The organism is Psychrobacter sp. AOP30-A2-5 (assembly GCF_052378115.1).
GTDB lineage: Bacteria > Pseudomonadota > Gammaproteobacteria > Pseudomonadales > Moraxellaceae > Psychrobacter.
The window spans coordinates 68,060-81,986 of the sequence record NZ_JBQSXK010000003.1; the positions used below are offsets into that span (position 1 = coordinate 68,060).

The 13,927-nt window shown below is 42.8% G+C and carries 11 protein-coding genes; 8 read left to right on the forward strand and 3 right to left on the reverse strand.

Going from position 1 to position 13,927, the window contains the following annotated elements; all coding sequences use genetic code 11:
• The first annotated feature begins 14 nt into the window (after positions 1–14).
• From ACT3S4_RS03940 to fdx, 8 genes are all read left to right on the forward strand, one after another.
• Positions 15–659 (forward strand): hypothetical protein, encoded by a 645-nt coding sequence (locus ACT3S4_RS03940; protein ID WP_201559843.1) that lies wholly within the window; start codon positions 15–17, stop codon positions 657–659.
• A 514-nt stretch (positions 660–1,173) separates the two neighbouring features.
• The gene (locus ACT3S4_RS03945; protein ID WP_045451863.1) at positions 1,174–1,683 is read left to right on the forward strand and encodes an Rrf2 family transcriptional regulator; all 510 of its coding nucleotides are present in this window, start codon (positions 1,174–1,176) and stop codon (positions 1,681–1,683) included.
• The gene (locus ACT3S4_RS03950) at positions 1,680–2,906 is read left to right on the forward strand and encodes an IscS subfamily cysteine desulfurase (RefSeq protein ID WP_045451862.1); all 1,227 of its coding nucleotides are present in this window, start codon (positions 1,680–1,682) and stop codon (positions 2,904–2,906) included. Before ACT3S4_RS03945 ends, ACT3S4_RS03950 begins: the two co-directional genes overlap by 4 nt.
• 198 nt (positions 2,907–3,104) lie before the next feature.
• Complete coding sequence (gene iscU, locus ACT3S4_RS03955) at positions 3,105–3,515, forward strand: Fe-S cluster assembly scaffold IscU (RefSeq protein ID WP_055124404.1); 411 nt, start codon at positions 3,105–3,107, stop codon at positions 3,513–3,515.
• Positions 3,516–3,763: 248 nt separating this feature from the next.
• Complete coding sequence (gene iscA, locus ACT3S4_RS03960; protein WP_045445072.1) at positions 3,764–4,084, forward strand: iron-sulfur cluster assembly protein IscA; 321 nt, start codon at positions 3,764–3,766, stop codon at positions 4,082–4,084.
• 119 nt (positions 4,085–4,203) lie between these two features.
• On the forward strand, positions 4,204–4,785 hold the full coding sequence (hscB, locus tag ACT3S4_RS03965; RefSeq protein WP_201559844.1) for a Fe-S protein assembly co-chaperone HscB: 582 nt from the start codon (positions 4,204–4,206) through the stop codon (positions 4,783–4,785).
• 273 nt (positions 4,786–5,058) lie between these two features.
• On the forward strand, positions 5,059–6,939 hold the full coding sequence (hscA, locus tag ACT3S4_RS03970; protein WP_201559845.1) for a Fe-S protein assembly chaperone HscA: 1,881 nt from the start codon (positions 5,059–5,061) through the stop codon (positions 6,937–6,939).
• Positions 6,940–7,030: 91 nt separating this feature from the next.
• Complete coding sequence (fdx, locus tag ACT3S4_RS03975; RefSeq protein WP_045445066.1) at positions 7,031–7,369, forward strand: ISC system 2Fe-2S type ferredoxin; 339 nt, start codon at positions 7,031–7,033, stop codon at positions 7,367–7,369.
• Positions 7,370–7,489: 120 nt separating this feature from the next.
• On the opposite strand, the gene ACT3S4_RS03980 is transcribed toward fdx, so the two are convergent.
• From ACT3S4_RS03980 to mfd, 3 genes are all read right to left on the reverse strand, one after another.
• Positions 7,490–8,905, reverse strand: a complete 1,416-nt coding sequence (locus tag ACT3S4_RS03980; protein WP_201501582.1) for an adenylate/guanylate cyclase domain-containing protein — start codon at positions 8,903–8,905, stop codon at positions 7,490–7,492.
• A gap of 506 nt (positions 8,906–9,411) precedes the next feature.
• Positions 9,412–9,843 (reverse strand): HIT domain-containing protein, encoded by a 432-nt coding sequence (locus tag ACT3S4_RS03985; RefSeq protein WP_045445060.1) that lies wholly within the window; start codon positions 9,841–9,843, stop codon positions 9,412–9,414.
• A 249-nt stretch (positions 9,844–10,092) separates the two neighbouring features.
• Positions 10,093–13,848 carry a transcription-repair coupling factor gene (gene mfd / locus ACT3S4_RS03990; RefSeq protein WP_444760497.1) on the reverse strand — a complete coding sequence of 1,252 codons (3,756 nt, stop codon included), beginning with the start codon at positions 13,846–13,848 and terminating at the stop codon, positions 10,093–10,095.
• Positions 13,849–13,927 lie beyond the last annotated feature (79 nt).

The window sequence follows — 13,927 nt, forward strand, 5'->3', positions numbered from 1 at the left end:
AACGGATTATTTACATGAAGCGTTCTACGTTGTCTCACTCTTTTCTTAATATCATGCTGGTGTTCATCGAGTCGGCGCTGACACTATTGTTACGTTTAGATCCCGAACTACGTAAGGCCGCTTACCCACTTGCCAAGCAAGGTACTGTCGTGGCGCTACGCTTGTATCTACCGCATGTTGAGGTGTTTGCCACTTTTAGCACCAAAGGCGTATTATTAGACGCAGAGTTACCTATTGACCGCAGCGAACCTGACGTCATCATTAATGCTTATAGCATCCAAGTGATCAATGCGATCACCACTCATGACAGCGAAACCACCGAAAAACTACAAATGCGCGGCGAGTCTGTTCAAGTACAGTTGGTCAAGCAGTTTATTATGCAACTCGGTCTTGGCAGCTTAATTCAAGGTCTTATTAAAAAGATAAAAGGTGGCAAAGGTAAGACCAAGCCTACTGAAGCTGAAATGGCTGACAAAAAGGACAGCTATAAATTACGCATCAAAGAGCAACAAACCCAAATAAACACCTTGACTATTAAAAACCGTGAGCTTGAAATCACGGTTAAAGAGTTACAGAGCAAACAGAAAACTCTGATAATCGTCACCGTGGCTGCTCTTGTCATTATGATCGCAGCCATTATCGCGCTATTAATGAATTAATTTCGCCAACAACGACTTACCAATGTCAGCTTAACAATGAAAGGCTGCTTACTACTTTACCAAATGCGTTTGATGCCGATTAAAGCATATTAAGAGCTTAAATGACTAGGGCGTATTGACCATTCAGTACGTCCTAATATAATTGATAGAAGTTAAAAAAATGCCTGACTCAAACCTTAAGACTGTATTTTAGTATTTCAAAAATGCTAGGAATCAATATTTTCAATCTTATAGCCCCTCCTTTTAATACCATTGTTTTTATCAATCATAGTGATAAGCTCGATTAACCATTCAACCACACTTTAATCTTGACTAAATTACTCAGGATTAAGTATAATTGGCTTAATCGTTGCACACATCGGGTTCATCATCTGCTGTTTAATAACGATAAGACACAACTTAGCGGTTATGTGATTCCATCAGTAGCTTTCATATTGCGCTACAAGCTGCCACCACTATCATTTTGCTAAGGTCGTTGTTAAATAAAAATGACTTAAAAGTTTGGAGATAACACATGCGTTTGACTACTCGAGGCAGATATGCCGTTACTGCGTTACTGGATTTGGCATTACAAACCAGCCAACAAGACACTGCAGTCTCCTTATCTGATATCGCCAAGCGGCAATCAATTTCTATCTCTTACCTTGAACAACTGTTTTCCAAACTTCGTAAGCGTGGTCTAGTCACTAGCATCCGAGGTGCAGCAGGCGGCTATCATCTAGCCAAACCCTTGCATGAAATAGACGTCATGAGCATCATATCTGCCGTCGATGAGTCGGTTAATGCGATGCAGTGCGAAGGACGTGGCGACTGTCAAGGTGGTACAATGTGCTTAACCCATGATTTATGGTGTGCACTGTCCAATCATATCGAACAGTACTTGAAAAATATAACATTAGCGCAATTATTAGACATGGAAAATGTGCAGTCAGTGTCAGAGCGTCAGCACAGCTCTACCAAAGAGATTTCCATAAAAGATATCAACACTATTACCCTATCGAACAGCGAGGCAAACCCAGCATGAGCCAACATAACAACCTTATATACTTAGATTATGCCGCCACCACACCAGTTGCAAAATCAGTAGCTGCTAAGATGAGCGAGTATCTGACAGTAGATGGCATCTTTGGTAACCCAGCCTCGCGCTCGCATGGCTATGGCTGGCAAGCAGAAGAAGCGGTAGAAACAGCGCGTCAACAAGTGGCTGAAGTCATTAATGCTGATCCACGCGAAATCGTCTTTACCTCTGGTGCAACAGAATCAGACAACCTAGCGATTAAAGGTGCCGCCCACTTCTATCAATCTCGTGGTAAGCACATCATTACCAGTAAGATCGAACATAAAGCCGTATTAGATACGTGCCGTGAGCTTGAGCAAGAAGGTTTTGAGATTACTTATCTTGAGCCACAGCCAAGCACTGGGCTAATCTTACCAGAGCAAGTGAAAGAAGCATTACGTGACGATACTATCTTAGTATCACTCATGATGGTGAATAATGAGCTTGGTACGATTACTGATGTCGCTGCCATTGGTGAAATTACTCGTGAAGCGGGTGTGGTCTTCCACGTCGATGGCGCACAATCTGTTGGTAAAGTATTAATTGACCTTGAAACCACGAAGATCGATTTGATGAGCTTCTCAGGTCACAAAGCCTACGGTCCTAAAGGTATTGGTGCATTATTTGTTCGCCGTAAGCCACGTATCCGCTTGAAAGCAGAGCAGCATGGCGGTGGTCATGAGCGCGGTATGCGTTCAGGTACATTACCGACGCATCAAATCGTTGGTCTTGGAGCAGCATTTGCTTTAGCCAATGAGCGTTATGAAGAAGACCATGCACATGCAGCCAAGCTACGCCAAAAACTGTGGGACGGTCTACAAGATATCGAAGAGATTTACCTAAATGGTGATCTTGAGCACAGCGTACCTAACATCGTAAACATCAGCTTCAACTTCGTTGAGGGCGAGTCTCTCATGATGTCGCTCAAAGATTTAGCGGTATCATCAGGCTCAGCCTGTACGTCAGCGACGCTTGAGCCATCATATGTATTACGCGCTATCGGTCGCCCAGACGAATTGGCACACAGCTCAATTCGTTTCAGCTTTGGTCGTTATACCACAGAAGCAGACATCGATACTGTCATCAAACAAATGCATGAAGCAGTCGATAAATTACGTGCCTTATCACCACTTTGGGATATGTACCAAGAAGGTGTTGATTTAGATTCAGTCGAATGGGCTGAGCACTAAAATTACCGAAAACAACGACATAGTTATCAAACAGAACCATTAAACGATTGATCAGACACTTATAAATCCAGTTTTTATAAATACCGTTTTTATAAATACCGTTTCTATTAACTAAATGTTTGACCCCAATTATCGATGAGTAGTTAGACATTTAAAGTCAGTAATTGACTACTCATCATCTAACTAGGAGAAAACCCCATGGCCTATAGTGACCAAGTTATTGATCATTACGAAAATCCACGCAACGTCGGCAATCTTGATAAAAATGCCAAAAACGTTGGTACTGGTATGGTTGGTGCCCCAGCTTGTGGCGATGTAATGCGCCTACAGATTCAAGTTGATGATAACGGCATCATTGAAGATGCACGCTTTAAAACTTATGGCTGTGGTTCAGCAATCGCTTCAAGCTCGCTCGTGACTGAGTGGCTAAAAGGCAAAAGCTTGGATCAAGCGGGCGAAATCAAAAACAACGATATCGCGAAAGAGTTGGCCTTACCACCAGTAAAAGTGCATTGCTCTGTACTTGCTGAAGACGCCATTAAAGCCGCTATTAGCGACTATAAAGGTAAGCATAGCGCAGCAGTAGAGACAGAAGAAGCGGCTAGCTAAACCTATTAGCGTAAGTATTGTACTTCTAAGTACACGGTCTTAATGGCCGTACTTTAGTAGTCGATGTATTGAACAGCTACTAACGCTAAAGAGGTGACAATAACGCTAATGTAATTGTCACCTTTTATTTTCTAGTGATTCTTAACTGGTCGTTATTAAGATTTTTTTGGCAAGTGCGCTATTTTCATTGCCAGTTTATACAGATTTTTTTGATTGATATTTATCATTGATAGTCAATGGGAGTTGGCATGATTGAAATGACAGAACGCGCCGCTCAGCATGTTCGAGACTTTTTGGACAATCGCGGCAAAGGCGAAGGTATTCGAGTGGGTATCCGTACCGCGGGTTGCTCAGGCTTAGCTTACGTTTTAGAGTTTGTAGATACCCCTGATGAAAATGACACGCGTTACGAAAGCCGCGGCGTTAACATCTTTATTGATCCTAAAAGTTTGGTCTATTTAGATGGTTTGTTGATGGACTACGAAAAAGAAGGTCTTAACGAAGGCTTTAAGTTCACCAATCCCAATCAAAAAGGCGAATGTGGTTGCGGCGAGTCTTTTACCGTTTAATGGTTCAAAGGTTAAAAAACCCTTGATTTTAGAGTTTCCTAACTCTATATTCAAGCCATAATAAATATGTTCTCAGCTAAAGAAAACTTTCAAAATAAATAACAAGCAAGGCGTATGATATGACAGACATTACTGCAGAAGCCCAGTTTGATAACTTCTTTGCCCTATTTGAGCAGCCTGTACAGTTTGAAGTCAATCAAGAGAGTCTCGATCAGCATCTACGTCTGCTACAAAAACGTTATCATCCTGATAATGTCACCAAGAATCTAGCCAATACTACGCAAGCGCAACAGCAGTCTGAGCAGGCCTCAGCGTTAATCAATCAAGCCTACCAAGCGCTAAGTGCGCCTGATAGTCGTGCTAGCTATCTACTAGACATGGCAGATCAAGCACAGAATCTAGAGCATTCAATTGCAGACTTGGACTTTTTAGAAGATGCGATGCAGATGCGTATGGATTTAGATGACGCTATTGAGGGTAAAGATCGTGCGACATTGCAACAACTACACCCTCAAATCACCGAGCGACTGGCAAAACAGTCTAAGCATTTTAACGATGCTTACCAAAACCAAGATTGGCAAACGGCGATTGATGCGACACAAAAACTAAAATTCTTAGTCAAATTAAATGCTGACGTGACTACTGGTATCGATGAGTTAGCGACTGCTGAGCATTCAGATGATGATGATTTATACGTCTAACTAACTGAGTATAAGCCTGTTAATTTATTTTATATGCCAAATTTATTTATAAATGCTATTAGCTTATGACGCTTATTTGAAAACTATATTATAAGCGATGGTTAAAATAGTCACAGCGATGCCGTATAATCCCTTATTTTAAGCACTTTTAATCGCTAAGTATCTTCGTTTTCACGTGCATACAAAGCAGTTAAACCACAATAGTGCGCTTATCATATTTGTTCCATTTCACTTATTAATTTTATCTCCTTCATTTTATCTTTGAGTTATCTTATGTCTTTATTGCAAATTGCCGAACCAAATCAAAGCGCCCAACCCCATCAGCATCGTTTTGGCCTAGGAATTGATCTTGGTACCACGCGCTCATTGGTCGCGGTAGTACGCTCAGGCAAGGCGCAAGTCTTAGAGGCAAGCGCAGCTACCGATACCTTATTACCTTCTGTGGTCTATTATCCAAGCATAGGTAAGCCGTTAGTTGGCTCTGATGCATTAGCCCACTTAGCGGATGATCCAAAAAATACGATCGTCTCGGCTAAACGTTTTATGGGTCGTAGTCAAGCTGATATCAAATTCTCTCATCCTTATGAGTTAAGCGGCAGTAAAGATGACATGCCAGCATTTGTGACGGCTCAAGGTGAAGTATCGCCTGTTGAAGTATCAGCACGTATTTTAGCAGCGCTTGAGCAACGGGCAGCGAGCGCATTGCCTGCAGACAGTATCGAGGGTGCGGTCATTACTGTCCCTGCTTATTTTGATGAAGCACAGCGTCAAGCGACCAAAGATGCAGCCCAAGCGGCTGGTATCAATGTGTTACGTCTGCTAAATGAGCCTACTGCTGCTGCTGTCGCCTATGGTCTCGACCAGTCAACGCAAAACGGCGATAAAGAAAGTTATTATTTAATTTACGATCTGGGTGGCGGTACTTTTGACGTTTCTATCTTAAAGCTGACTGATGGCGTCTTTGAAGTATTGGCAACTGGCGGTAATAGTGCATTAGGCGGTGATGACATCGATCGTCTAATGACCAACTGGCTTATCAAACAATTAGCTATCGATCCTAAAGACGTGAATCGTCATGATAAATCGATACTCGCCCAACAAGCCAAGGCTTATAAACAAGCCCTGACGGATGCTGAACAAGTCAATATTGACATCACTGTGAATGAGCAATCTTATCAAGGTGTGCTGCGCCGTGAAGATTTGCTGGCTATTGCAGAGCCAGTTAGCCGCCGTACATTGAGCGTATGCGAACAAGTCCTGCGTGATGCCAAGCTTTTGAGTGCTGATCTAGACGAAGTGATTTTGGTCGGTGGCTCTACTCGTATGCCTGCTATACAACAAGTCGTGACAGAGTTTTTTGCTAAGCAACCGCTTTGTCGTCTAAATCCAGATGAAGTCGTGGCTTTAGGTGCTGCCCAAACGGCGCATCAATTGGTCAATGGCGATAGTAATAACAACCTACTATTGTTAGACGTAACGCCGCTATCGCTTGGTCTTGAGACCATGGGCGGCTTAGTTGAAGTACTGATTCCACGTAATACGCCTATCCCTGTCAAAAAACGCCAAGTGTTTACCACCTATCAAGATGGTCAAACAGGCATGGTGATTCATGTGGTACAGGGCGAACGCGAGACAGTAGATAACTGCCGTTCATTGGGTCGTTTTGAGCTATATGGTATCCCGCCAATGAAAGCTGGATTTGCTCGTATTGAGGTCACCTTTAGTATCGATGCGAATGGACAGCTAACCGTCAGCGCCCAGGAAACCACAACCAAGACAGAAAGTAAGATTGAGATTGTGCCTTCTTATGGGTTATCAGATGAGCAAAAAGAACAATTGCTCGTTGCAGGATTCAAGCACGCAGAAGAAGATAAAAATACACGTTCTTTAATCGAAACCAAAGTAGAAGCGGAGCGTGAAGTATTAGCGCTACAATCTGCCCTTAAAGAATTTGCAGCTTTATTGTCTTCTGAGGAGCAGCACTCATTGGCTGAGCAAATACAAGTGTTGCAGACAACGCTCATTACTGATGATTTGGCACTTATCGAGGCACAGCAAGCAAAGCTTAAGCCTCACAGTGATGCCTTTGCTGCCCGTATTATGAATCAAAGCGTTAAAGCCAGCATGGCAGGCACGAATGCCCAAGATTGGTAGCAGATACATTTAAAATGTGGCTTAGTCACCATACTAAGCTCATTTCTTATATTTTTATTCTTTTAATTGATTAGCACTGGAAAGACGATTTATGCCAAAAATTACCGTACTACCGCATCATGAAATTTGCCCTGAAGGCGCTGAAGTCGAGCTAGAAGCTGGCAGCAACTTATGTAAAGCGCTATTGGAAAAAGGCATTAAAATTGAACATGCATGTGAGATGTCAAAAGCCTGCACCACATGCCATGTGGTCGTCCGTAAAGGTTTTAATAGTTTAGATGAAATGGATGATATTGAAGCCGATTTATTGGATCGTGCTTGGGGATTAGAGCCTGACTCACGCCTATCTTGTCAGGTCATGCTCGATGATGAAGACTTAACCATTGAGATTCCTAAATATACGCTCAACCATGCAAAAGAAAACCACTAAACGCTAACCGTGAAATTCATCTGACTGTTATATTGCAAAAGCCAGCTATCATAATAATAGCTGGCTTTTTTGTGCTTGATTTTATAAACATTATTTTTGGATGATTATTTATGACGATTGTCATTGATTGTCATTACGTTTGCTTGCTGCCGCTATGTCAGTTGCCACTTTTTCTTGCTCCTGCTCGACACGCTCAAGCGCAAAATTTAAGCGTGCTCTGATATCTTGATAATCATTATCCTTCATATCTTTAAAATTTAGATGCAAATTGAAACCTGGTAATGTGTGATCAACCCACTTTGATAAATGACCTTTATACGTATCTGGATCCAGCACTTGCCATGCATTTACCTTGCTATCAAAACCCTTTAACTTGAACGCACCCGCATGCTGACAGTCATAATTATGACAGATATAATCGTAGGTACTCTCACTGACCAGTATCTCATCTTTACCAGCGCTTGACTCAAGTCTTGCCGCGAGATTGGCCTCTTTACCAATAAGAGTATAGCTTAGACGATTATTACTACCAAAATTACCAACATGGCAATAACCTGTGCTGATGCCGATACGGATGTACAACCCCTCAAAGCCCATCAAGCGCCATTTCTGCCTCAAAGTTCGCATCTCGCGACGCATGTCTATTGCCATTGCAATACAGTCTAAAGCATCTTGGCGCGCACCGCGACTATTTGGCTCACCAAAAAAACACACCATGCCATCACCAATAAATTTATCAAGTACGGCGCCATGCTTGTTTGCTATCAATGTCATACAATGCATATAAGTATTTAAGATATCAGCCAAATTGTCAGCGCTCAAACTATCTGACAATTCCGTAAAGCCAACGATATCTGAGAACATAATCGTCAGCTTAGCACGCTTATTAGCAACAGTAACTGGGCTATCAGATTTTACGATAGGCTCCCAAACTTGCGGAGGTATGAAGCGCGTCAACTTATTAATGACGGAGACCATCGTGCTTAATCGTCCAACAGCCTGATGAGCACGAGTTTCATAACCAATATACTCTTGGTACACATGCCAAAACTGATACAGTATGACGATCATACTGGCTAATAATATTATTGGTGTGGTCCAGCCTTCATGGCAATCTATATCAGCACTGCTTAGGGTAACACTAACATAATAGAAAACAATGACGGTGATTATAGAGACGGCAATCAGTTTTAAATGATTTTCAGGGCTACTGATAATAATTCTGAGTGCTATAAGCGCGGCTAAGCTAAGCGAAATAACCGTGCAAAACTGTATCGACCCAATAACTACCGATAGTAAAATGATAACAATGTTAGACGTCCAAAAGCTTTTTTGGCGGCGATAGTTATAAATCAAAATCATTAAACTTGGCAGACAAACAATAACGAGCAGTGCCATTGAAGTAGGTCTAAAATTAAAATGTACAGCGAGGAGTATGACCGTAAGCATTAAAACGAAGACTTCTGGATAGTCAAATCGATAAATCCCTTCATTTTTTGAAGAGTGATTTGGTCTCAGCGTGTCTAAAAAAGGCATATGAAGTATTCGCTTACGTAAAACAGGCTATGTAAGAAACTAAAAGGCTTGAGGATAGCACACGCGTACTACCTACCTCTATGCCAAGTTATGTATAAAATTAATCAATGATTACATTATACTTTTTAAATGCAACAAAACCCATGTCACTGATAGCCAAAAGCCTACCACTCATCACTCATCTTGTCTTAATATGCTACTAAATCGGGATTATAAGACATATCGTTTAAACCAAACACAAAAAATCCAGATAATATTTATCTGGATTTCAAATACTTAAAACCTATTAATATATAAAAATTAGGGGCTGTAATAACTGAGCATAACGTTGGCACATAACCGTAAAACAACTAAGACACCAAAATAAAGCCTAACTTTAAACGTTTAGCCATTTTTCCAGTTATTTTGATGGGTCAATCGATACCCAGTTAATCAATACCTCGCCAATAGAGTATCATTATCAATTTGCCAATCAACTTACCGACCTGTTACTAATCAGGTATTTATTACATTTGCCAGTCAAACGGCATTTGATGATGACCACGCAATGCCATCATTAACGTCTGCTGCATCTGCGCCAACACTTCTTTAGTATAAGGAATAGCAGGAACTCCCCATACTGGATTTGGCCATTGCATGTCGTTTTGATAGCGAACGATATGATGAAAATGTAGCTGTGGTACTTGATTACCGAGTGCAGCTACATTCATTTTATCAGCTTGAAAGGTCTTGGCTAGCTGACTCGACAACCAGCTTGACTCACGTAAAAACTGTGTTTGATCGGCTTCAGATAACTCATATAACTCTTTGATACCTGATACGCGCGGCACTAATATTAACCAAGGAAACTGGCAATCATTGATTAAACGACAAGTCGATAATGGGAAATCACCCACTAAAAAACTATCGGCAGCAAGTTTATGATGAAGTTGGAACATAATGACGGTTCTCTTGTTATGACACTCAGATAAAAGGAATATAAATCTAGAAAAGCAGAATTTAATTTACTAAAAAACAATAGGCTAAATATAGGATGTTGCTATTTTATCAGTTATCCGACCGATAAAATAGCGCTATGACTCATTGTCTTGACGTCCTACTTGGGCACTGGCTAGCTGACTTATTGAGCTGATTGAATCTACCGAAAATCATTGCTAAGCTCTCAAAATGCCGAAATACCAAAACAACTACGCTGACTCTGCCACCATATGCTCGCTAAAATAGCGTAATAACTCTTGAATCGCGGTGACGCGCTGTTGCGGCGTTGCCAGTTTATCAGCATCTTGATAACGAATACCAGAAGCACCGTTCATACGATAACGCTGACCATTTGATTGAATCAACTTAATAATCGCCAAGGCATCGACTGGGGTATCAGGCGCAAACTCTAATGTCATGCTATTACTATTGGCATCAATCTTATTAATCTTCAGCGGCTCAGCTTGTATACGCAGTCCGTGGATGGCGAACAACTGCTTAGTTTGCTCTGGTAATGTACCAAAACGGTCAATCATTTCGGTACGAATATCAATCAATGCCTCTTTATCATCGGCATTACTGATACGCTTATAAAATAACAAACGCTGATGGACATCATGTAGATATTCTTCTGGTATCAATGCTGAGCTATGCAGATTAATCTCACTAGTCAGCGACAACGGTGTGCTTAAATCAGGCTCTTTACCCGCTTTAATGGCTTTTGTCGCTCGCTCCAGCATGTCCATATATAAGCTAAAACCAATCGCCTGCATATTACCACTTTGCTGCTTACCAAGTATTTCGCCAGCACCGCGAATTTCTAAGTCTTCGCTAGCCAGCATAAAACCTGCACCTAAGGTATTGGCACGTTCAATCGCATGCAATCGGCGCTTAGCATCGCCTTTTAGACCTTTGATAGAAGGCACAAGTAGATAACAATACGCTTGATGATGACTACGACCGACACGACCACGCAGCTGATGTAATTGTGCCAAGCCAAACTTATCGGCGCGCTCAATGATGATAGTATTGGCATTGGGCACATCAATACCGGTTTCGATAATGGTAGAGCATATCAGGACGTTGAATTTTTTATGATAAAACTGCTGCATCACTTGCTCAAGTTGGCGCTCTTGCATTTGCCCATGAGCCACGCCTACTCGCGCTTCAGGCACCAATTCACGTATGGTTTCTGCCATACGCTCAATGCTCGCCACATCATTATGTAATAAATAAACCTGCCCACCGCGCAATAGCTCACGCAAGATAGCCTCTTTCATTAACGCATCCGTTTTTTGCATGACAAAGGTTTTAATCGCCAAACGTCGTGCTGGAGGTGTCGCGATAATTGACATGTCACGCATACCTGAGAGCGCCATATTGAGCGTTCTAGGGATGGGGGTTGCTGTCATCGACATACTATCCACATCAGTCTGAATCGCCTTGATACGCTCTTTATGGCGCACCCCGAAGCGATGTTCTTCGTCGACAATCATCAAACCTAGATTAGAAAACTTCACATCAGGTTGTAACAGTTTATGGGTACCGATGACGATATCGACTTTACCTGCTGCTAAATCTGTCAACACCGTTTCTTGATGCTTTTTGCCGCCAAAGCGCGATAGCGTCTCGATACGCACTGGCCAATCAGCAAAACGGTCGCGGAAATTGTCTTCATGCTGACCGGCCAGCAAGGTCGTCGGCACTAGCACCGCTACCTGATAACCGGCGCTGACGGCAATGAATGCTGCCCGCATAGCCACTTCTGTTTTACCAAAACCCACATCACCGCAGATGAGCCGATCCATTGGTTGGTTTTGTCGCATGTCTTCCATCACCGCATGAATGGCATTGGCTTGATCCGGCGTTTCTTCAAAGGCAAATTGACTGGCAAAGAGCTCATACTGTGACGCATCTATTTTAAAATGAATACCGACTTTAGCTTCACGACGCGCCTGCATATTAAGCAGTTCAGCCGCTACGTCATGGATTTGCTCAAGCGCTTTTTGCTTGGCTTTATCCCATTTTCCGCTACCGATTTTGTGCAATGGCGCAAGCGCTGGATCACCGCCACTATAACGGTTAATCATTTGCAAATTAGCAACGGGCACATAAATACTGGCATCATCGGCATATTTTAAGTGAATAAACTCTTGCTCGCCATCACCCACATCTAACGTAATCAGCCCATTGTAACGCCCAATACCATGCTCGATATGCACCACTGGGCTACCTTCGGTTATTTCAGTAACACTCTTAACCAAAAACTCTTCAGACACGCCACTTTGACGACGACGGCGTGTTTGCAGGACTTGCCGACCAAATAACTGCGTCTCACTAATCAGCACCAAACGCTCAGGAACATAAACCCCGCGCTCAATGGGCGCAACGGTTAAACCAACCTGCGGCAGCTTATTACCTTTAACGCTGTTGGTTTTGTCCGCTGCTAGAAACGCTGCAAAGCTGTCATAAGCCTTAATGTCAATCTTGCCTTTGAACAGCTCAATAAGAATCTCACGACGACCCGCTGTTTCAGCAACGATCAATACTGGCGTCGCTGTTTGTGCTTGCAGCTCTAAAAATTCTAATAGCTGGGTAAGAGGCTCAGCCTTTTGGTGGTTAACGGTCAATTGTGGCGGCTCTTGCGCACTGAGCGTCACCAAGCCTTGCTGCTTATTTGCCGTCAGCGGCAATTGTGGCTGTAAATCTGATTGGTGTTCAACTTGTAACAATGAACTGTCTGCTAACAACGAATCACCGCTGTCAATCGCAGCGACATCCGTCATGCTAGCCAGCTCATTGCGCGCACTGAGAATCACGCGTGGATAATGATTAAGGTGCCCATTTAAGGTATTCGATAGCAAATATAACCATTCAGGCGCGACAATAGGTTTATCGATATCATGACGACGCTCTTCATAACGGCGCTGAATTTGTGACCAGTAATCTACCTGTTTTTCATTAATCAGTTCATCAGTGATAAACAGCGCATCGCTTGGTAAGTAAGCAAACAAGCTACTCTCTGCTGTCCACGCTTTTAAATCAAAAAATAGCGGCTGATAATATTCAAGTCCGCTACTAGCGATACCTGCCATTACGTCTTTATGTAGCTCAAACTTACGGCTGCTCGCATTAGGGAACATCGTGGCGAAGTTGGTACGAAACGTCTCACGCCCTTCATCAAGCGGGAACTCTTTGGCGGGTAGTATTTGGAATTGTTCGATAGGTTTTGAGATATCTGGCAGCTTATGTAGCAGTGATAGTGACTCTTTGCCCATACTGCTATCGTTGCCACTCATCATGGTTTTGAGGTCATCAACGGTCAATGTCCGCTGGGTTTGCGGATTAAAAAAACGAATGGTCTCAATCTCATCATCAAACAAATCTAAACGTAGTGGAAACGGCTGACCCATGGCAAAGATATCAATGATGCTGCCACGTACCGCGAATTCACCCGGCTCAAATACATTCTCAACGGCGCGGTAGCCTGCCTTTGCCAGCAATCCGCGCTGGGTATTGATATCAAATCGATCACCAACGCTCAAATCAAAATGCTGCCCAATCAACCAGCTTGGCGGTGCTACGCGATGCATTAATGCCTGTACCGAGATTAGCAGTACGCCTGTCGTTGGCATATCCGTTAATAGATTGATACGCTCACTAACAATATCTTGATGCGGTGACAGCTCATCATAGGTCAACGTCTCCCAATCGGGGAACACATAAGCATCGACGCCGCAAAATGCCAATTCCGTCTCTATCTGATTGAGCTGGTTTTGGTCACGCGTCACCACAACTTTTAATCGGTCGGCAACATTCCATAGCGGTGTTTGCACCAGACTTGCTAGCCACAAGCTGCTGACTGCACCATGCACAGGTGCCAGCCAACGCCGCTCGGCATTCTGGATAGGAAACAACTGCTGGTTAATTGGTTCAAAGGCGTCAGTCAAAGCAATGATAGGCATAAAGAGTAGGATCAATGTTAAGAGTCAGAGAGCTATTATACGAATATTTCAGCAATTACCAAAATTTATGCCGTAACGG